Source organism: Sinomicrobium halophytocola (assembly GCF_052983395.1).
The window spans coordinates 150434-170404 of the sequence record NZ_JBRKIT010000037.1 but is presented as its reverse complement, the minus strand read 5'-3'; the positions used below and the strand labels follow the sequence as shown (position 1 = coordinate 170404).

Below are 19971 nucleotides of genomic sequence, written 5' to 3'. Positions count from 1 at the left end.
ACCCGTTGTGCATTTTAAACAATGCTGATCTTAATATTATTGATATTTCTGTTGAAAATGAATTTATTGATGTACTGAATCACAGTAAGTGCCGTTATTTTTGACAACACCCTTGTTTTGAGCCCTTCGAAGGATTTAGCATAGTTCCTGCGGATCATAAACTGGTCACATAGCTGTGAAAATAAAGTTTCTATGCGTTTTCTGGATTTTTTAAATACAAAGGGCTGCTCTCTGTAATCACCTTGGTTCTTGCGCATCGGGGTACTCAATTCAATTTGGTGGTTCTCAAAGAGGTTCAACTGGACTTCTGCCGAAAGATACCCCTTGTCCCCGAGCAGGACACAATCAGACAACTGCATCTTGATATCATCGAGGTAATTAATATCATGTACAGAGGCCGGGCTCAGGTCAAAACTTTGAAAGACCCCACCTATAGAGCACACCGCATGTAACTTATACCCATAAAAATAAAGGTTTTGAGAGGCGCAGTACCCTTTGTCGGGGAAAGCATAATCCTCTTCCCTGCATACCTTGCTGCGGGAGGAGCGGGAAAGCTTGCATACTTCCAAAGGCATACTGTCCACTACAAAGTAATCTTCAAACTCATTGAAATGCTTGGCCAATGATCCCCGTATCTTATCCAAATAGGGCATTAAACGTCTACGGCGACGGTTGTACACGCTGCGTTCAATCTTACTGGTAAGATGGTTGGGGAGCATCCGGAAAAGATGGTTTTCGCTGTCAATTGCCATATATTCAGCGGTTAAACATAAGCCAACTACTTCCAAATCACTCATCCGAGGGCTTCGCCTTTGGTAAGGAAGCAGTTGTTCTTCCGATATTTTTCTTAGTACTTCCAATATTCTTTCGTAATTTGCATTTAAGTTGTTCATCGTAAATGTTTTGTGGTAAAAACAATTTACTGACTATCAGTCAAATTGAACAACTTTTTTCTTTTTAAATCATAATGCACAACGGGTTAATATCATTTCTCTTGGTTTGAGAAAATCCATCGAGTCGTTTGTAATCCCACCACGCGGAATCTGATTTGATCCCCTTTTTGTTTAGGTAGATCAAAAGGTTTAGCCATGGTATTTCCAATGGAGTTTCGGGCATTCTCGGACCATAATGTAATTTACTCATCACAATTTTATCTCCGACCCACACTCCCTTTTCCATGGAGGAACTTGAGATATTATAGATGTCAATAACAAAGACCTTTATTGCTATTACCAGCATAAAGACGAAAATAATACTAGAAAAGGTATATAGCCAGATATTATTTCGAATATGGTAGAAAACTGAATTATTTGATATAAATAACAGATAAAAGGATCCCATGAACAAAATACCGGGAGCCATCCAATACAATCTTAAAAAGGAAGTAAATATGACCAAAAATATAAGGCCCATCCATTGATACAATCTTCTATGCCCTTTATTTTTCAATTTAGCAATTTCAGGTTATTTATAAAAGCCAATATTTTTGATCTTAGTCCAAAAGATTTAGAAAAAGTAGCACTGTTGATATCAATATTACGGAAATTCCAGAAAAATAATTGAATGGATCATCCCAGATTTTCCACGTAAAATAATCTGATTCTGTAGAAAGTGGTCTAAATCTGTTACACCAATAAATAAACAAAAAAACCAGGCTGGCATTTCTAAAGAATAAGAGTGCCGTTCCAAAAACTGTTGTTTTTCCAAGGGTATGATTGCTTATGTTAATGATATCGGAAACATACAAATAGGGAAAAATCAATACTGTTAAAACCAGGGCAAATCCCCAAATCAAAGTCAGACCCCATTTTTTCCCAGGTAATAAAAGTGAGAAAAAGGGCATTACTAAGAGTAGGAATTGCGTTGAAAGCACTTTACTAAAAATCAGCATAGCCATCAGGCTAAGCAAATAACCACCCCCCAACCAATAGGGGGCGGTTTCCCTCAGTATCTTTTCTTTTATTGAAACATCAAAATTTTTAATATAGGTAATTTTATATATGGCATATAAAGTTCCAAATAGGATTAGTATGGGGGAGATAAGAGAAAAAAAAGGGCTTACTGAAGAAATGATATTTTGACTTCCAAAGGAAGTTTCCAACCTGTAGTCCATTCCGAACCAGTGGAATAATTGGATAATAGTGCTATAAGTTGATTCAATTTGAATACCGCGACTATCGTGATAATTCAAGAAGGAAAATGCCTTCGTACCAAAATTGAATAAGGAAAGGGCAAAAAACAAAAAACAAAAAATGAACAGGGAAGCCATTGGGCGGGCTAGGTAAGATAAAAGTTTAAGATTCCCTTTTAGATCTTTTCTTATCATACCGGGCAACCAACCTAATAGCCAAATAGGCAATAGGACAATAGGAATCAACTTAAAAAAAATACCCATAGAAAGAAATAAAGCTGAAATTATCATATATCCCTTAACCTGGAAGAAATAACATAAAAAAATCAAACAAGCTAATACTAAATCCAATCGATCGTAAATAAGATTAAACATGAGGTGTCCGCTTATGACATATACAATGCATGAATAAATTAATTTCTTGAACTTATACTTATACATTTTGAGGTTTAATAATATCAGGAGTAAGAATATCAAACAATCGCAGAAAAACAAAGAAAGGCGGTATATTTTTTTGTAACTTACATTGTATGTATTAACATCCCCTGTGGGATTCATAAAATTATTAGGGAAGTTTATTAGAAATGCTGCAAAAGGGGGGTACTCCATATCTCTTACCTGGTAAATGGATAATTCTTTTTCATTTGTAAGGGATATTTGCTTTCCTATTTCTGCATAATAGTCCAAGTCCGTGAAAAATATCTCAGATTTCAGGATTATTATCCTAGATAGTATAAAGAGCATTATAGCCAAGAAAAGCAGGTACTTCATTTATATAACTATTAAATACTTCTGGAACAAGGATAGTATCGGAATCTACTTCATAATACCGAATAAATATTTTTTAATCACAAACACAGAATTAGTGATATTTTTTTTGTGAAAATAGTAAAAAAAAACTAAATTAGACATCGTTGTGCTTGTTGTTATAAAGCTAAAACGATTTAATAGAAATAATGCTTAACCAACCAGATCTTATTTAAAATTGAAAGTTACCGAACGTTTCTACTTTAATGGTATATCTCTATCATTTTTTATAATGATACCATTGGTTATGGTAACAATCCTGGTATTCATCCCCACGTTTTCCAACAGTTTCCAAACAGAATGGGATGATCAATGGGCCATTATAGGAAACCCCTTTGTACTTTCTCCTACATCTGAAAATTTAAAAATACTCTTTACCACTTTTTACTATGGGCAGTATGCTCCTATCAATGTGATTTTTTACTGGCTTCTCTATGAAGCCTCTGGTTTTAACCCGATGATTTTTCATGCCGCTAGTCTAATCATTCATATCCTGAATGCTATTATCCTGTATAAAATTATATCAAAATTCATCACTCAGATCAAACCTGGTTATTCCACTAGAAGGACTGTAGGTTATGCTTTCTTCACAGCACTTGTATTTGCCATCCATCCGTTACAAGTAGAATCCGTAGCTTGGGCCAGTGCCACAAAAGTTGTTTTGTATTCCCTTTTTTATTTGAGTGCGATCCGACTATACATTTATTATCTGGAAGATGGTAGAGCCAAATGGTTGTGGCTAATTGGAGTACTTTATATTCTGGCTATCGGTACTAAAGAACAGGCCATTATACTCCCTGTTTCCTTATTGGCTATAGATTACATATATGGCCGTTTCAGTCAAATAAGAATTGGTGTTTCGTTCTTCAAACAAAAAGTAATTCTGGAGAAACTAACATTTTTTGTTTTGGCCTTTGTTTTCTGGTATTTTTCGGCTAGTTTCAACGTAGGCAGTTTGACATTGGAAAACACCTATCCGTTAGACCAGAGGTTATTAATGACGTGTCAGAGTATTGTGGATTATATATTCCGTGTTATCGCACCGGTAAAATTGCAATTCTTTTATTTTTTCCCCATTGGCATAGGGGAGCAATTATCTGATTACTATTGGGTATATGCAGGATTGGTTTTGTTATTGTGTTATTTTGTTTATATCAATTATAAAAAAAATAACAAACTGATAATTTTCGGAATTTTATTCTTTTTAATTAATATAGCCTTAGTCCTGCACATCCTTCCATTACCCAGAAAATTTATCACTGCAGATAGATACATGTATTTGAGTATAATAGGCCCTTCCATTATTGGAGCTTGGTTTATAGATTATTTGATGTTAAAATTTCAAAACTTCAAAAATATTTTTCTGGCGTTTACGGCAATATATCTTATTTGTTTGGGGACTAAAGCATTTTATCAAACTCAAAAATGGAAGGATAGTGACAGCTTAAAACAAGAAGTAGAACAGCTAATTCGGGAGAGGTCCAAGATGGAAGCCAATGATATATATACCTTGGAATTTAAATAAGAACAGAATAAATAACATTTAAACTTAAACTAAAGAAAGGAGGTTAATAATAAAAACATGGAATACATGGAGAAGTACTACTATTAAAACAGTATCTTAAATTCTTGTCACTACTTGGGAATTGTTTTGATAAGACATAACTAACTTTTAAACATTTAAATTATGAAAAGAAAGATAAAAAGAATCATTAGTTATTCATTGAGTGTCATATTTTTATTCGCACTAATAACCAATATTAAAATATCATTGGACAATCCCTTTAGTTTGCTCAGTAACGATGCTATTGCCCAAGCTACCAGCAGTTCCGGAGATAGCGGACCCGGCGGCACCAGTGACGACGGCAGTTGTCCTAAAGTAAGTTATAAATCAGAAAACAAATCAACTTATAACGAATTTGTTCCCTATAATGGGGAGTTATGCCTGATTGTGACCTACGAAAAAGTAGAAATCCTATGTATGGGAAACGGTACGGTAGCTTGTTGTCCGGCCATAAAAAGTTTTAAAATCGTGGGAACTACCTTTGGTGCATGCCCAGGTACTAGTAGCACCTCCGGTTAACCTTAAGAAAAATTCAGGATCTAATGAGATATAGAACATTACTTTTTGCAGGGCTATCTTCGGTATTTTTTATCCTGTTGTTTGTAGGGTGCAAGGAAAAAGGTAGCACCGGACAGCAGCAAAGAACGCATTTTGATCTATCTGAAGGAATTGAATTGCAGGAAATTCAAAATACGGTTGCAGACACTCTTTTTCTTCAGAATTCAAAGGTTATATTTCTGGAAAACAATCCGTCATCAGTTCTCAATGAAGTCAACAAGATTTTTATGGATGACAATAAACTTTTCGTCTTAGACAAAGCCCTGTCTAAAGTGGTGGTTTACGATATATCCGGAAAATACTTGAATCATTTGGAGGCCATAGGCAATGGCCCGAGAGAATACACAGGGTTAATTGATATATTTGTTAATGATTCAACCAAACAGATTCATTTACTATGTGATCATCCGTTTAAAATTATGACCTATGACTATGATATGCATTACATAAATGAAATTAAAATTGATGATTTATACTTGGAATTTATTCAACAAGGAAATTATTTTATATGTCGCAGGGCAGAGTTAGAAAACAATATCCCAAATAAGTTTTATGTGGATGTCGTGGATGTACAAACCGGAGACATTATTAAAAGCTTGTTACCTATTGAGTCCAATACAAAGAGGCTCAATAAGCCAAAAATTCCCGGAAGTATGATTACCAAGTCATCTTCCATTTTAGTATCGACACTTGATAATAATTTCATTAATGAATTTAAGAGCCAAGATGATGTTTTGGAGAAAAAATATGACATGAACCGTCTTTCTTCCACGAATGGTCAAATTGTAAACATGGTGGAATCGGATAGCTTTTTGATATTTAAAACCGGAGAAGGGATGTTTTTATATGATAAAAAAGCAAAAAAATTAAAAGGATATAAGTATGGTATATTAAACACGGCTGATTTAAATGCCGGCCTGAGTGAATATTTACCTGTTGGGAATACCATTAATAAAGTAGCATTTATCTATTCTCCTTCATTATTAAAGACCGTTGAAAAAGCATTTAAAGAAAAGCAATCCAGTATAAAAGATTCAGGAAAGGTAAATAGAAAATTTCTGGACTTTGCTTCGAAGGTGAAATTTGATGATAATCCCATACTATTCATTTATGATCTGAATTGAGACCCGAGTTATTTTAACTTTAGACACTATCCCATAAAGTGTGTAAACTAAAAATACTTAGGGTTGGATTTTCACTTAAAGTGGTAGCATCTCATAAAAGGGTTTGTAAAGAAGTATTATATTAAGACCAATCCCGCTCTCCGAAGTGTCATATGCTCTGCATGTCTCTGACTTCGCAGCCCACAGCACATCAATGACAAACCAATATGTTACGCTCCTACTTCGGCAAGTGCTCAGCACAGGTCTCTGAGGAGTTTCCAAAATGGTGTTTCATAACGTTGAATCACATTTTCGTAACTTGTTTAAAGCCTTCTTCATTGACCAGGTCTTTACAGCAATACATAAAGTAAGACTTATGAGAGATTGGGATACACCTAAGAGTGTGTGTTTTTCGTTTTTTCTTCTCATTAAAGGTTTGGGCCGCGAAGTTGCAAACTCGCAGAGCGGGGGTCACTGGTTCGAACCCAGTAGGGCCCACAACAGTAAACACGAGACCTCCGAGAGTCCTGGGGCTTTTTTAATTTCTGCCTGGTACAACAAAAAAGCAGATCATGCCTGGTCGGTCTCCCCAGCAGAAGTATCGACATCCGGGAAAACAAACTCGTTTACGGAAAAATCCAGTATTTCTGCTTCCGGAACATTCCTCATTGTTTCATCGATCCCTTTGGCGAGTCGTAATTCCGTAGAAAATTTCCGGCTGGTGGCTAAAACCAGTCCGCCTTTGGACAACCGGAAAAAAAATTTACCGGAAACCGTACATTTTCGCGTAATGGTAAATACTTCAATATGATCCCTTATTGCATGTATTATCATTTCGCAATCCGATTTTTGTTTACAGGCGATACTGGTAAAAACAGGTTTTCCTTTTCTGGATGTAAAAACAAATTTATAGTCTCCGTTATGCTGTTTACTGATTACAAACATTCCCATAATTCATCTTCAAATTTTAATCCCATTAAATGGGTTTGATTTCCCGATGCCCTGCATCGAAATAAGCTAAGGTTTGCTCGTTTGATTACCGCGTGGGCTTGTCCCGAGGTAGTTGATTTCTGAAATTCTTTCCCATTTTTTCGGGGTCGCAAATCTAAAACAAAATAAGGTGAATACGGGACTGTTATTTATCACACTAAAATCCTATATTCCGGAAGAAGCCATCCCTGCTTTCCATCCAGTTATTTTTCTGTCCGGTGTACCGTTGTTTTACATATCCCAGTGTAATCACGAATTTCTGACAGGCATCACTCCGTATGCCCTTATAGCAATTGAAATATGTTGAGACTACATATCGCTACTTAAAACCGAGAAATGAATGACGGAGAACTACATACAACTTAAATAATTACCTAGAAAGTCCGGGAACGCACCGGAAAAAATACTATTTGAAGTCAACTACCTCGGGGCAATCCCGATATTATCGGGACGCGAGGCATGAGGCGGAAACTATAGATTACTTTTCGACGCAAGCGTCGGAGCATTTAAATCTCACTTAGTGAGTAAATTCAAAAAAATTCACCCACACTGCACGACATATTTTCTTTTCCGGAGAACAAAAAATCCACAAACACTTCTAGATCATTTTAATATAATTTTAACATTTGATTATCCGCATATTTTATAGATTAGCACTGTTTTTTTGATAAACAATATGACATAATTAAAGAATTTGGCAATGAAGTCCTGTTTATTGCCGTAATCATATATTTTAAAGTACGCTCTGAATTTAGTATAATTAAATATAATTAAGCTATGTTTGTCTGTACAAAACGCTGGTTCTACTTATTATGCAGCACTTTTATTTTCACCTGTTTATTACCACAAACTATTTCGGCACAGGGATTATCCCTCTACACGCCATATACCAGGATCTCGGTGCCGCCCGGAGAAACGATAGACTACTCCGTAGATATTATTAACAATACGGGATCTGTAAGAACTTCGTCCATAAAAATCTCGGGGCTGCCCGAAGAATGGGATTACGAGCTCAAATCCGGCGGTTACAGTATAGAAGAGATTGCCGTACTGCCCGGGCAAAAGAAAACCTTGTCATTTACGTTACACGTACCCTTTAAAATAGACAAAGGGACTTATAACTTTCACCTGACTGCTCCCGGTTATACTTCATTGCCTCTGGCAGTCACGATTTCAAGACAGGGGACATCCCAGGCCCGGTTCAGCTCCAAACAAACCAATATCGAGGGAGCTGCCAACTCTACATTTACATACAATGCCGAACTGCGGAACGGCAGCGGGGAAAGCGAGGCATATGCCCTACGTGCCATGGCACAGCGCGGATGGAATGTCATATACAAAGTCAATGGCAAACAGGTATCTTCCGTAAATGTCGAGCCCAATCAGACACAACGTGTGACCATAGAAGTACACCCCCCGGCGGAAGTAAAGGCAGGTACATACAAAATACCGGTAACCGCCAGTTCCGGAACTATTTCCGCCCGGCTGGAACTGGAATCCGTCATTACCGGGACCTACGACCTGGCGCTTACCACTCCCACCGGGTTATTAAGCACGCAAATAACCGCAGGGGATCAAAAGAAAATAAAACTGTTGTTAAAAAACACGGGGTCGGCAGCAATCAATAACCTGGAACTGAAATCCAAAAAACCTGCAAACTGGGACGTGAGTTTTGAACCTGCGAAAGTAAATAACCTTGCGCCCGGAAAAACCGAAGAAATTTACGCCACCATCTCAGTCGATGATAAAGCTCTGGCGGGCGATTATGTAACCGAATTACAGGCCACTTCCACCGAAGCACGTTCTGAAGCGGCTTTCCGGATTTCTGTAAAAAATTCAGTTCTGGCCGGCTGGGCAGGCATCTTTGTCATACTAGCCGCCCTGGGCAGCGTATATGCTTTAATACGGAAATACGGAAGGAGGTAGCCATGAATAATAAAGCGCCTGTTATAGAACTGAAGGAGCTTACCAAACAGTACGGAACGCTCACGGCGGTGAACAAATTAAGCCTGAATATAGAAAAGGGTGAGGTCTTCGGCCTTCTCGGACCCAACGGGGCAGGTAAATCCACTACCATACTCATGATGCTGGGCCTCACGGAACCCACCTCGGGCTATGCCGGAGTATGCGGATACAATGCCACTTCTTCTCCCATTGAAGTTAAAAAACGCGTAGGATACCTGCCGGACAACATCGGTTTTTACGAAACCCTTACCGGGCCGGAAAACCTTATGTATATGGCCCGTCTCAACAACATTCCGGAAAGTGAAGCAAGAGACCGGGTATCCCACCTGCTTCATAAGGTAGGGCTGGAAAATGCAGCCGGAAAAAAAGTGGGGGCATATTCGAGGGGGATGAAACAGCGTCTCGGGTTAGCGGACGTGCTCGTTAAAAATCCGGAAGTCATCATCCTGGATGAGCCTACACTTGGGATAGACCCCTCAGGTGTCCGCGATTTCCTGCAACTTATCCGGCAACTCAGCAAAGAACAACAACTCACTGTTCTGCTTTCCTCGCATCATCTCCATCAAATACAACAGGTCTGCGATCGTGTAGGCATTTTTGTGAATGGCTCTCTTATTGCCAAAGGAGAAATCCCCACACTTTCCAAAACACTTTTTGAGAGCGAACCTTTTATGATAGAAGTAGAAGTAAAACACCCTTTTTCCATAACCGGGCACCCACTGGAAGATGTTTTGTTAAATATGGAGGAAGTAAGCGGTATAAAAGAGGTAAACCGAAAAATTCATATCGCATGTACCGAAGATATCACTCCGGTCATCGCGAAAACTTTCGTAGATGCAGGACTGGATATCCTTTACCTGTGTAAAAAAGAATACGGGTTAGACGAGATTTACCAACGTTATTTTGAAAAAAGCCATGAAAATCAATACCACATTGCCTAGCCATTACCTGACGTATGTAAAACGTATTCCATTATTACAAAAGCGTACCGGAAAGAAGAGGACCAAGCAAAAACAATCACTCCACCCCTTTTGGGCCATTGTACAAAAGGAAGTCTCGGACCACATCAGGAGCTGGCGTTTTATTATTCTACTGGCCATGATAACACTCACTTGTTTCGGGTCTCTTTATATAGCCGTGAATAACCTTCCCGAAGCCCTGGCCAATGCCAAAGACCCCAACCGTAACTTCGTGTTCCTGAAATTGTTGTCCGCATCGGACGGAACACTTCCTCCCTTTCATATCTTACTGGGCTTTCTCGGGCCTCTTTTGGGGATAGGTATGGGATTTGACGCGGTAAATTCGGAACAAAACGGCGGCACACTGGTGCGCCTCATGGCGCAACCAATACACCGGGATTATTTCATCAACGCCAAATTCACCGGGGCATTAATGGTTATCGGCACCCTGTTTATGGCTTTAAGCTTTCTCGTAACCGGCCTGGGAATCCTGGTCACCGGGCAAATGCCTATGCCGGAAGAGTTTCTGCGCATTATAGGATTTACAATTCTCTGTATTATATATGTTGCCTTCTGGCTCAACTTATCCATATTATTTTCTGTAAAGTTCAAACGCGCAGCTACTTCTGCACTAGCTTCAATAGCAGTGTGGCTATTCTTCACCATTTTCTATCAGATTTTAGTGGGCATAGCCGCTAAAGCCCTTGCATCGCCGGGGCTTTCACGAACAGGTTACAGGGTGCAAAAGCTATTGGTTACTCTGCTGGATATTGCTCCAAGCAGGCTTTTTACTGATGCCACAACCACTATCCTTGTCCCCTCCGTAAGAAGCCTGGGGCCCCTGTCAATACAACAGATGCAGGGAGCCATTCCGTCTACCCTTTCCCTGGGCGACAGTCTTATGGTTGTATGGCCACAATTAACCGGACTTATCGCAGCAACTGTCGCATGTTTTGCACTTTCATATTATCTGTTTATGCGGAAAGAAATACGGTCTTAGGAAAAGGAAGTTATCATCCGGCGTATTTCCAGGTCTTTATCCAAAACCACCATATCCGCCCGGCATCCTTTGGCAATGCGTCCCAGCGTATCTTCACCAAGAAGTTTGGCAGGATAAGCCGAAGCCATCCGTAATGCTTCGTCCAGCGGAATTCCCACATGCTTTACGGCATTGCGTATACATGCTATCATATTCAGTGATGAACCGGATAAAGTACCATTCGGCAAAACATACCGGTCTTTGCGGAAAAGATGTTGATATTCCCCTTCGGAAGTCTCTGTTACGGCATCGGTAATAAAGAACAAACGGTTACCCATAACTTTTTTTGCAGTACGTACGGCAGCATAATCTACATGGACCCCATCACACACAATACTGGCCATGACTGACGGATGGTCCATTACAGCCCCCGGCAAACCCGGCTCCCTATGATGAAAAGGAGACATGGCATTAAACAGGTGCGTAGCGGCAGAAATTCCCATATCAAAGCCCCGCATGGCTTCGGCATAGGTGGCATTACTGTGCCCGGCGGCAAGAAGAACACCGTGTTCCTGTAAAAGTCTTAGCGTTTTTTCATCACATTGTTCCGGGGCGAGAGTCATCATTTTAAAGAGCCCCTGTCCCCTTTCTGCAAAAAGTTCAATTTCCCCGGCATCCGGAAACCGGACACACTCCCTTAGATGCGCTCCTCTTTTATCCGGGTTTATATAAGGACCTTCAAGATGTACCCCAAGAAGTCCTTTACCTCCTCCACGCACATATTCCCCGGCAACTTCAAGACCTTTGACAAACTTTTCCCTGGTGTTCGTAGCAAGGGTGATCATAAAATGCGGGCACCCTCCGCGAAGACAATAGTCATATGTAGCCCGAAGGGAGGCCACGCTTAAGGCATCGGAAAATAATTTACCGTCCCCTCCGTATATCTGAAGGTCCACAAATGCCGGGGCAAGGTACATCCCTCCAAGGTCTTCTCTCGAATATTCCGGGGGAATCTCCCTAAAGGGAATAACGGCTTCTATGATATTGTCCTTTACCAGAACGGCTTTCTCCGTTTCTACGGTAGTTCCGGTAAAGACTTTCGCATTTATATAGGCTATCGGCACAGGTCTCTTATTTGTATTGATGCATAAATATACAAAAAGTACCTGCGCCGTGCCGTGCCCATTACCGGGGAAAATTCCCGTGCTTACCTGGTTACCAGTTGTACGGTATTCTGCAAACGCTGTTTCAGCAGTATATCCTTTCCTTGTTCCAGTTCTTCCAGGGATTCCTGTGTAGCATGCCTTACGGTATAAAGCGATACTCCTTCTTCACATTCCACCTTAAACTTGGCTTTGAGGATATTGATCAGACCTTTCAGATTGTTGAACTTATTATCCGCACATACCGAAAAACTGATCGCGGAGTTCTGGATGACGTCAACTTTCATACGATGATCGTGCAGCAATTTGAATATTTCACTGATATTCTCTTCAACAATAAAAGAGAAATCCAGAGATGAAAGAGAGATCAGCACCTGGTCTTTCTTCACTATAAAACAAGGCACATGTGGTTCCAGGTCCTGCCCTTTACTAACACTGGTTCCGTGGCCGGTAGGATTGATAAAAGACTTTACATATAAGGGTATCTCCTTACGTTGCAAGGGTTGCAGTGTTTTCGGGTGTATAACGGATGCACCGTAAAAAGCGAGCTCTATAGCTTCGGTATAGGATATCTGGTTCAGCAGGCTCGCGTTTTCAAAATATCTCGGGTCCGCGTTCAAAACTCCGGGAACGTCTTTCCATATGGTCACACTCTCCGCATTGAGACAATAGGCAAAAATGGCCGCGGTATAATCCGATCCTTCCCGGCCCAGGGTGGTTGTAAAATTATTGGGGTCACTTCCCAAAAATCCCTGGGTAATATTGAGCAGGCCTTTATTAACCCCTTCGCTTATGTTTTGTTGCGTGTTCTCCCAATCCACATTGGCATCCCGGTAGGTTGCATCGGTTTTTATAAAATTCCGCACATCCAGCCAGGTATTCTTTATGCCCGTTTCCTGCATATACTGACTTATAATAGTCGTAGAGATCAGTTCCCCGAAACCGATCACCTGGTCATAAACAAAGTTATAATTAGGGGATTTATTCCGTCCCAGAAAAGAACTCAGTTCGGCAAACAACCCGTCTACCTTCCAGAAAACAGGGTGGCTTTCCTTCTCAAAAAGCTCCAGTAAAATCTCATTGTGGTATTTCTTGACCTCCTGTAGCGAACTTTGCAATTCCTCTTTGTTCTGGAAGTAGTTTTTTATGACTTCTTCCAGGGCATTGGTGGTTTTTCCCATTGCGGAAACTACCAGCAAGGTGTTATCATAACCAACCGTTTCCAATACCTTAACTACATTTTTCACCCCTTTGGCATCCTTAACCGATGCTCCTCCGAATTTAAATATTTTCATAGATTTACTTTCTCTTATAAAACGCAAAATTCCGTAGCAAAACAGCTGCTGTGTCACCGGTTATTTGCCCATTCGTATTTGCTCAGGTATTCCGGAAATGCGTTTTTTACAAACCGGAAACATAATTTTTTATTCCCTTTTCGTCAAGCTGAACTACGTTCCATTCTCTCAGCACCCTGGCGCCATTGTACTCATAAAACTTTATGGCGGGCTCGTTCCAGTCCAGCACTTCCCAGTTGATCCTTTTGACCCCCAGTTCATGACCATACCGGATCACTTCGGAAAGCAGGGCTTTTCCCAGCCCCTTTCCCCGGTATTTACGGGAAACTACAAGATCTTCCAGGTGAAGCGCTATACCTTTCCATGTGGAATATCGCGGATACACCAGGGCTATTCCCCCGATTTCCCCTTCGATCTCCGCAACAAAGCAATGAAAGGAAGGCCGTTCCCCGAAACCATCCCTTTCCAGGTCTTCGACAGAGATCTCCACTGCATCCGGCTCCTTTTCAAAAAGAGCCAGCTCCCTGATAAGGCCTAAAACACCTGGCATATCTCCTATAGTCGCATCTCTGATGACATATGGTACCATTCTATGTATTGTGTTAGTTTTTGTAAGTGTTCTAAATGTAACACAAAGTTATATAAGTATTTTTTAACCAGGAATAAATTTGTACCGAAATCGTTTTAGTTTCACAATTTTATCGATATTTGTGACCGCAACAACGTTTGTATCCTATACATATACCAAACTCCGAAGAAACAAGTGCCCAAAACGGAAGCATGGAGCGTGAAAACACACACATATCCCGGCAAAAACACTGCGGTAAGCGCAGTAACTTTCCGGGCTTTTTATTTATTACCCGCAGCAACTGTTATATCTACCCCTCCTATACGTCAAAACACCCATTATCACATAATCTATCATCTTTTTGAAGCGCATACCTATGAGAAAGAACAAGACCCTAGGAGAATTCATTATTGAAAAACAAGCAGAGTTCCGATACTCATCCGGCGAACTTTCCAAACTCATCAATGCCATAAGACTGGCCGCCAAAGTGGTGAATCACGAAGTTAACAAAGCCGGACTTGTGGACATTATAGGCGCTTCGGGCGATACGAACATACAGGGCGAAGATCAACAGAAACTGGACATTTTAGCCAATGAAAAATTTATTCAGACCCTTACCAACCGGGAGATCGTTTGCGGCATAGCTTCCGAAGAAGAGGATGATTTTATCTCTATAAACAGCAAGGACGAAAAACACCAGAACAAGTATGTCGTTCTTATAGACCCCCTTGACGGGTCGAGCAACATTGATGTCAATGTCTCCGTGGGTACCGTTTTTTCCATTTACCGAAGAATTACCCCAATAGGCACCCCGGTAACTCTCGAAGATTTTTTACAACCGGGAAAAAACCAGGTAGCCGCAGGCTACGTCATTTACGGCACTTCTACCATGCTGGTATACACCACCGGGCATGGTGTAAACGGGTTTACACTCAACCCTGCCATAGGCACCTTTTATCTTTCACACCCCAACATGCAGTACCCGGAGACCGGTAGCATATATTCCGTCAATGAAGGAAACTATATACACTTCCCCCAGGGCGTAAAAGATTATATCAAATACTGCCAGAAAGAAGAGGACGACCGTCCGTACACCTCCCGGTACATCGGCTCCCTCGTTTCCGATTTTCACCGGAACATGATAAAAGGCGGTATATACCTCTATCCGAAAAGCAGTAAAACACACAATGGTAAATTACGACTATTATACGAATGCAACCCCATGGCATTGATCGCCGAACAGGCCAACGGAAAAGCCAGTGACGGGTTCCGCCGCATACTCGATATACAGCCTGTAGAACTTCACGAGCGTACTCCTTTCTTTTGCGGCAGTATCAATATGGTTGAAAAATTAGAAGAATTTATGCTTAAGTCCCCGAGTTAAAGGTAATTGAATCGTTTTTACATGATTTTTGTTACCTTTGTCGCAAATTCATACCGTACAACCATGTCTAAGGAAAAAAATCACCCCGAAGCAAGTGGAGCTTCAGTGGATCCTACGTCTAAGATAGAGGCGATCAGGAATCTTATATTCGGTGAGAACATACAGGAATACAATTCCGAATTCGAGTCTCTGAAAAAAGATATCCTTCAAAAAAGAAAGGAACTACAGAACCTGATCGAAGATACCCGTACAGAACTCATGCAAACCATTGATAATCTGGGAACAGATGTCAATATTAGGATCACGGAGCTCGAAAATTCCCTCCAGGAAAAAGCGGATACACTGGATCAGAACAAAGTAGACAAGTCCACTCTCGGGAAACTCCTCATTCAGATCGGAGAAAAGATAAAGGACAATTAGAGACTGTCTAAATTTTGTTTTTGGAATATTTTATAGTGTATTTTTTTGGCAGACGAAGGTATTTTGAGGCACATAGCCATAGCTACGTGGCGAAAAATAGCTGAAGTATGGCGGAAAAAGACGCATAAAAGAACCGAAGGATAAAACTTAGACAGTCTCTTTAGATAGGATAAGTACCTGCGTATTTATCATATAAAATTTTATGAGGCCGCCCCGTTAAGGTGAGCCTATTGCCTGTTTTTGAAAAACAAATATTCGGGAACACGCCTTACCTGCAATTATCTTGATGATGAATGAGAACGATAAATTGAACATCCTGAAAGATATTCTCCTTACAGATGACAGGGAGTATGCGGAAACCATTGCCCAAAAAATCAGCGCACTGGAAAAGGTCCTTCATACCCGTTCGGAACTGGCGGGAAAGGTAGATCCGATCATAGACAGCAAACTGGATGAGTTTATTGAGGAGATCCCCAAAACCCTCGGTCCGACCATTACGAAAACACTTAAAGAAGAAATAAAGAACTCCAAAGAACAGGTTGTGGAAGCTCTTTACCCCATAATGGGGAGGATGATCAAGAAATATGTGTGGCAGGAAATAAAATTGCTATCCGAGAGAGTGAGCACTCAGGTAGAAAACAGTTTTTCCTTCCGCGCGTGGAAACGAAGGTTCAAAGCCTGGGTCACCGGGGTCAAGGAACACGATCTGATCTTATCAGAACTGGGAGATGCCTCCATAGAGCAGGTCTTTGTCATTGAAAAGAATTCGGGTATACTGCTGGGAAATTACGCCAAGAAAGAAACCATCGACAAAGAGATGTTTTCCGGGATGCTTACGGCCATCAAATCTTTCGTGGAAGACGCATTCCAGCAAAAAGGCCAGAACCTGGAACTTATAGAATACGAGTTATATCATATTCATATACAAAGTTTTGTTTCGTATTACATTGCCGTAGTGGTCTCCGGGCAGTACAGTACCCCACTCAAAAACAAATTACAGGACACCATTTTTAAGTTTTCGGAAAATTTCCTCAACCTGATGGTCTATGATCCGGATATTACACAAGATGATATCGTAAACGAACTAAATTTTTATTTTAATAATGATCATATCTAAAAAAATTGTTCTTTTGGGGCATTTTGGTGTTGGCAAAACCTCTTTGGTAAGACGTTTTGTCGAAGATACCTTTTCGGACAATTACAAAGTTACTATTGGTGTACATATACTCAAAAAAGAAATGGTATTACCAGAAAACCAGGTAAACCTGATTATCTGGGATATCGAAGGTAATGAAGATATATCCAAAACCCGTTCCTCCTACTTGCTGGGATCTCACGGTTTTATTTATGTTTTTGATACTACCCGGAAATCTACCTACGAAAACCTGCACGAAGACCTGGATTATATTAAATCCGGTTATAACGATGTTCCCGTAATCGTTGTAGGAAACAAAAGTGACCTGGTTACCAAGACCCACTTAAAAGAAAACAAACAGTACTTTAACCTGGCACATTATTTTTCAAGTGCCAAAACCGGGGAAAATGTGGAAACCTTTTTCGAAGATCTTACAAAAAAATTAATCAAATAGCATGCTTGAATCCTATAAAGAGCAGTTCCTATACCCCAAAGTACAATTTATCGCCATATCCGAAAAAGGGGATATCCTGGAATCGGACGACACTCTTTTTCCATTTAAAAAGGAAAAGAACATCATCCGCTGTCACCCGTTTTTCGAAAGTGTGCTCCCCCTGCTCAACCATAAGGACAATACCATCTCCTTCTCTTGTGTCCATATCAACGGAAAGGTATGCGATATCAATTGCAGGACTTTCCCCGATAAAGACCCGTTGATTATTATGCACGACCTGTCCGAGCACTACCAGTCCCTCCAGGTTGTCGCACAAAAACGCAATGAAACGGTCATAGAATCGGAAATACTCACATTGCAAAACACTTATTTACAGGAAAAAGAAGCTTTTAAGCGCACCTTTATTGCCAATTTCAGCCACGAGATCCGAAATCCGCTTACCGGAGTATTCTCATTTACCGAGATGCTGGAGAAAACCAATATGTCAGACGAGCAGTTTGACCTGGTAGAAGTGATCAAATCGCTTTGTCAGGACCTCAATATTATGATAAACGATATTCTGGACCTTTCGAAAATAGAAGTAGGTAAGTTTATGGTGAATGACGAAATATTTGATTTTTCCGAGCTGCTTCATTCCATCGGTTTCATTTATGCGACCAAAGCGAGGCAGAAAAAACTCCAGTTCCGTATGTATGTGGACGACAAGCTCCCCAGGTATATCGAAGGAGACAAAACGCGGATAAAACAAATACTCACCAACATTATAGAAAATGCCATCAAGTTTACCGAAGAAGGATATATAGACCTTCATGTAAGACTAAACCACAAGAGGGCGAACAAGGTTAATATACAATTTGAAATTACTGATACGGGAATAGGGATCTCAAAAGAACATATCAAAGACATATTTACCAGCTTCACCCAGGTACACGGAGACAGTAAGTATCCGGGAACGGGCCTGGGCCTTACCATTGTTAAAAACCTCATTGCCCTGATGCAGGGAGATATCACGGCTGAAAGTGAGCCCGGCAAAGGCACAACAATAAAATTCAACCTGAAGTTAAGATTCCCCATAAACTACAAGGAACCGAACAAAAAAGACAAAGACAACGGAAAAATCCTCTTCAATCCAAAAAAGAAATTCAACATACTTTTGGTTGAAGACAACAAGATAAGCCAGATCATTGTCCTTAAAATACTCGCTTCCCAGGGAACTTTCTTCCTGGATATAGCCGAAAACGGGGAACAGGCTATGGAAAGAGTGGATGAAACCCAATACGACCTCATACTTCTTGACATTCGCTTACCGGACGTTACCGGGTACGAACTCGCTCCGGTTATACGAAGCCTGCCGGAGAAAAAATATGCGAAGGTACCTATTATAGCTCTTTCCGGAAGCATGCTCGGGGACAGCAAGAAAAAATATAAAAAGGCCGGAATTAATGACGCTTTGCAAAAACCGTTTCAGGAACAGCAATTATTACAAAAGCTGCATAAATTCCTGAAATAATTCCTGACCAACAAGAAAAAAACAGCTCCGGGCGGTAAAAACTAAACCTCTCCGGATTGCAAGTCCAGAAGTTAAAAAGAGGCAATCCTGCCCGTCCGGGCGGGGAAATTGCCATAGTTATTAGGTTACTCGGTTATTTAGGCAACACGCAATTACCCAATAACTTAATAACTGAACAAAGTAAAAGTTTATAGAAACCAAAGTAGCTGCAATAGTCCCGATAATCCCGATAATCCCGATAATTATCGGGATCGGGATCGGGATCGGGAGCAGGGTTTTAACCTTCAACTTCATAATAAAAGAAGTAGCCAGACACCCTACCGGAATGCACTAAGACCGGAATTACCTGTTCATATGCTTCATTTCTTCCTTGAAAGCATCCAGATCCACACCATGAGATACCAGATCATAAGCCTTACTTACGATATATTTTACGTTGCCCGGGGTAAATCCGAGACCAACTGCAAGCTTATAAAGCATTTGAGTTTCTTCCTCATCCGCTATGTGATCCGCATAGATCATACGTGTCAGATCATACAGCCTTTCCAATCGGGAATCGTAAAAGAAAGGAGGGTTTATGGGATATTTGGCCGGATCCTTTAATATGTCCGCATAATCCTCTTCGGAAATGTTGAGGTTGTTTGCAAGACGGTCCAGAAAAGCTTTTTCTTCCGTATTGATATCACCATCGGACAAAGCCACACGTACTATGGCTGCAAAATGATCCCTATTGCGCTCCAGGAATGCACTGGAATATAAATCTAAGATCGACATATCTTTTTGTTATTAACTCTCCAAATTTTGCGCAAATATACATCTTTATACAAAACCCGGACAACATATTTGTCCAAACAAGCCTCAGGAAAACCTATTTTATACACGGGGATGTCAACTTTATATGTTGGGACGTCTACTCTACTCCCGGAGACATTTACTTTGTTCCCGGAGATGTATTTGCCCGCCGTATATCCGAACCCATTCCCCCG

Annotated in this window: 19 protein-coding genes; 11 read left to right on the top strand and 8 right to left on the bottom strand. The window is 40.5% G+C overall.

Annotated elements, in window-relative coordinates; genetic code table 11:
• Positions 1-14: 14 nt before the first annotated feature.
• The 3 genes from ACVBDY_RS16295 to ACVBDY_RS16285 all read right to left on the bottom strand — a co-directional run bounded on the left by ACVBDY_RS16295 (position 15) and on the right by ACVBDY_RS16285 (position 2482).
• Positions 15-893: an IS982 family transposase gene (locus ACVBDY_RS16295; RefSeq protein ID WP_447174384.1), complete on the bottom strand. Its 879-nt coding sequence runs from the start codon at positions 891-893 to the stop codon at positions 15-17.
• 64 nt (positions 894-957) lie between these two features.
• Entirely contained in the window at positions 958-1341 is a 384-nt protein-coding gene (locus tag ACVBDY_RS16290) for a S26 family signal peptidase (protein ID WP_447176522.1), read from the bottom strand.
• A gap of 151 nt (positions 1342-1492) precedes the next feature.
• Entirely contained in the window at positions 1493-2482 is a 990-nt protein-coding gene (locus ACVBDY_RS16285) for a hypothetical protein (RefSeq protein WP_447176519.1), read from the bottom strand.
• A 703-nt stretch (positions 2483-3185) separates the two neighbouring features.
• Here ACVBDY_RS16285 and ACVBDY_RS16280 point away from each other — a divergent pair.
• The 3 genes from ACVBDY_RS16280 to ACVBDY_RS16270 all read left to right on the top strand — a co-directional run bounded on the left by ACVBDY_RS16280 (position 3186) and on the right by ACVBDY_RS16270 (position 6184).
• Positions 3186-4463 (top strand): hypothetical protein, encoded by a 1278-nt coding sequence (locus ACVBDY_RS16280; protein WP_447176518.1) that lies wholly within the window; start codon positions 3186-3188, stop codon positions 4461-4463.
• A gap of 162 nt (positions 4464-4625) precedes the next feature.
• Entirely contained in the window at positions 4626-5021 is a 396-nt protein-coding gene (locus ACVBDY_RS16275; protein ID WP_447176517.1) for a hypothetical protein, read from the top strand.
• A 23-nt stretch (positions 5022-5044) separates the two neighbouring features.
• The gene (locus ACVBDY_RS16270; protein ID WP_447176516.1) at positions 5045-6184 is read left to right on the top strand and encodes a DUF4934 domain-containing protein; all 1140 of its coding nucleotides are present in this window, start codon (positions 5045-5047) and stop codon (positions 6182-6184) included.
• 549 nt (positions 6185-6733) lie between these two features.
• Here the strand turns inward: ACVBDY_RS16270 and ACVBDY_RS16265 are convergent.
• Entirely contained in the window at positions 6734-7114 is a 381-nt protein-coding gene (locus ACVBDY_RS16265) for a YegP family protein (protein ID WP_447176515.1), read from the bottom strand.
• 816 nt (positions 7115-7930) lie between these two features.
• On the opposite strand from ACVBDY_RS16265, the gene ACVBDY_RS16260 reads away from it, so the two are divergent.
• Genes ACVBDY_RS16260 through ACVBDY_RS16250 form a run of 3 tightly spaced genes read left to right on the top strand, consistent with a single transcriptional unit; the run spans position 7931 to position 11077 of the window.
• Positions 7931-9079 (top strand): COG1470 family protein, encoded by a 1149-nt coding sequence (locus tag ACVBDY_RS16260; RefSeq protein WP_447176514.1) that lies wholly within the window; start codon positions 7931-7933, stop codon positions 9077-9079.
• Between the two features lie 2 nt (positions 9080-9081).
• Positions 9082-10059 (top strand): ABC transporter ATP-binding protein, encoded by a 978-nt coding sequence (locus ACVBDY_RS16255; RefSeq protein WP_447176513.1) that lies wholly within the window; start codon positions 9082-9084, stop codon positions 10057-10059.
• Entirely contained in the window at positions 10034-11077 is a 1044-nt protein-coding gene (locus tag ACVBDY_RS16250; protein WP_447176512.1) for an ABC transporter permease, read from the top strand. The genes ACVBDY_RS16255 and ACVBDY_RS16250 overlap by 26 nt, the downstream gene beginning before the upstream one ends.
• On the opposite strand, the gene nagA is transcribed toward ACVBDY_RS16250, so the two are convergent.
• From nagA to ACVBDY_RS16235, 3 genes are all read right to left on the bottom strand, one after another.
• The gene (gene nagA, locus ACVBDY_RS16245) at positions 11074-12180 is read right to left on the bottom strand and encodes an N-acetylglucosamine-6-phosphate deacetylase (protein ID WP_447176511.1); all 1107 of its coding nucleotides are present in this window, start codon (positions 12178-12180) and stop codon (positions 11074-11076) included. The genes ACVBDY_RS16250 and nagA overlap by 4 nt on opposite strands.
• Positions 12181-12263: 83 nt before the next feature.
• On the bottom strand, positions 12264-13514 hold the full coding sequence (locus ACVBDY_RS16240; RefSeq protein WP_447176510.1) for an aspartate kinase: 1251 nt from the start codon (positions 13512-13514) through the stop codon (positions 12264-12266).
• Between the two features lie 106 nt (positions 13515-13620).
• The gene (locus ACVBDY_RS16235; RefSeq protein WP_447176509.1) at positions 13621-14103 is read right to left on the bottom strand and encodes a GNAT family N-acetyltransferase; all 483 of its coding nucleotides are present in this window, start codon (positions 14101-14103) and stop codon (positions 13621-13623) included.
• A gap of 355 nt (positions 14104-14458) precedes the next feature.
• Between ACVBDY_RS16235 and fbp the strand changes: the two genes are divergently transcribed.
• The 5 genes from fbp (at position 14459) to ACVBDY_RS16210 (ending at position 18985) form a co-directional block, all read left to right on the top strand.
• Positions 14459-15466: a class 1 fructose-bisphosphatase gene (fbp, locus tag ACVBDY_RS16230; protein WP_447176508.1), complete on the top strand. Its 1008-nt coding sequence runs from the start codon at positions 14459-14461 to the stop codon at positions 15464-15466.
• Between the two features lie 63 nt (positions 15467-15529).
• Positions 15530-15886, top strand: a complete 357-nt coding sequence (locus ACVBDY_RS16225) for a fructose 1,6-bisphosphatase (protein WP_447176507.1) — start codon at positions 15530-15532, stop codon at positions 15884-15886.
• 286 nt (positions 15887-16172) lie between these two features.
• Complete coding sequence (locus ACVBDY_RS16220) at positions 16173-17003, top strand: cell envelope biogenesis protein OmpA (protein WP_447176506.1); 831 nt, start codon at positions 16173-16175, stop codon at positions 17001-17003.
• Complete coding sequence (locus tag ACVBDY_RS16215) at positions 16990-17475, top strand: Rab family GTPase (RefSeq protein ID WP_447176505.1); 486 nt, start codon at positions 16990-16992, stop codon at positions 17473-17475. The genes ACVBDY_RS16220 and ACVBDY_RS16215 overlap by 14 nt, the downstream gene beginning before the upstream one ends.
• Before the next feature lies 1 nt (position 17476).
• A complete protein-coding gene (locus tag ACVBDY_RS16210) occupies positions 17477-18985 on the top strand; it encodes an ATP-binding protein (protein ID WP_447176504.1) in 1509 nt (502 codons plus the stop codon).
• A gap of 342 nt (positions 18986-19327) precedes the next feature.
• Here ACVBDY_RS16210 and ACVBDY_RS16205 read toward each other — a convergent pair whose 3' ends face one another.
• Positions 19328-19759, bottom strand: a complete 432-nt coding sequence (locus tag ACVBDY_RS16205; RefSeq protein ID WP_447176503.1) for a tellurite resistance TerB family protein — start codon at positions 19757-19759, stop codon at positions 19328-19330.
• Positions 19760-19971: the final 212 nt, after the last annotated feature.

What these genes read in the sequence shown, in the direction of transcription:
- ACVBDY_RS16295 (WP_447174384.1), bottom strand. Translation starts at nt 893, where the DNA reads ATGAACAACTTAAATGCAAATTACGAAAGAATATTGGAAGTACTAAGA.
- ACVBDY_RS16290 (WP_447176522.1), bottom strand. Translation starts at nt 1,341, where the DNA reads ATGGGATCCTTTTATCTGTTATTTATATCAAATAATTCAGTTTTCTAC.
- ACVBDY_RS16280 (WP_447176518.1), top strand. Translation starts at nt 3,186, where the DNA reads ATGGTAACAATCCTGGTATTCATCCCCACGTTTTCCAACAGTTTCCAA.
- ACVBDY_RS16275 (WP_447176517.1), top strand. Translation starts at nt 4,626, where the DNA reads ATGAAAAGAAAGATAAAAAGAATCATTAGTTATTCATTGAGTGTCATA.
- ACVBDY_RS16270 (WP_447176516.1), top strand. Translation starts at nt 5,045, where the DNA reads ATGAGATATAGAACATTACTTTTTGCAGGGCTATCTTCGGTATTTTTT.
- ACVBDY_RS16265 (WP_447176515.1), bottom strand. Translation starts at nt 7,114, where the DNA reads ATGGGAATGTTTGTAATCAGTAAACAGCATAACGGAGACTATAAATTT.
- ACVBDY_RS16260 (WP_447176514.1), top strand. Translation starts at nt 7,931, where the DNA reads ATGTTTGTCTGTACAAAACGCTGGTTCTACTTATTATGCAGCACTTTT.
- ACVBDY_RS16255 (WP_447176513.1), top strand. Translation starts at nt 9,082, where the DNA reads ATGAATAATAAAGCGCCTGTTATAGAACTGAAGGAGCTTACCAAACAG.
- ACVBDY_RS16250 (WP_447176512.1), top strand. Translation starts at nt 10,034, where the DNA reads ATGAAAATCAATACCACATTGCCTAGCCATTACCTGACGTATGTAAAA.
- ACVBDY_RS16240 (WP_447176510.1), bottom strand. Translation starts at nt 13,514, where the DNA reads ATGAAAATATTTAAATTCGGAGGAGCATCGGTTAAGGATGCCAAAGGG.
- ACVBDY_RS16235 (WP_447176509.1), bottom strand. Translation starts at nt 14,103, where the DNA reads ATGGTACCATATGTCATCAGAGATGCGACTATAGGAGATATGCCAGGT.
- fbp (WP_447176508.1), top strand. Translation starts at nt 14,459, where the DNA reads ATGAGAAAGAACAAGACCCTAGGAGAATTCATTATTGAAAAACAAGCA.
- ACVBDY_RS16225 (WP_447176507.1), top strand. Translation starts at nt 15,530, where the DNA reads ATGTCTAAGGAAAAAAATCACCCCGAAGCAAGTGGAGCTTCAGTGGAT.
- ACVBDY_RS16220 (WP_447176506.1), top strand. Translation starts at nt 16,173, where the DNA reads ATGATGAATGAGAACGATAAATTGAACATCCTGAAAGATATTCTCCTT.
- ACVBDY_RS16215 (WP_447176505.1), top strand. Translation starts at nt 16,990, where the DNA reads ATGATCATATCTAAAAAAATTGTTCTTTTGGGGCATTTTGGTGTTGGC.
- ACVBDY_RS16210 (WP_447176504.1), top strand. Translation starts at nt 17,477, where the DNA reads ATGCTTGAATCCTATAAAGAGCAGTTCCTATACCCCAAAGTACAATTT.
- ACVBDY_RS16205 (WP_447176503.1), bottom strand. Translation starts at nt 19,759, where the DNA reads ATGTCGATCTTAGATTTATATTCCAGTGCATTCCTGGAGCGCAATAGG.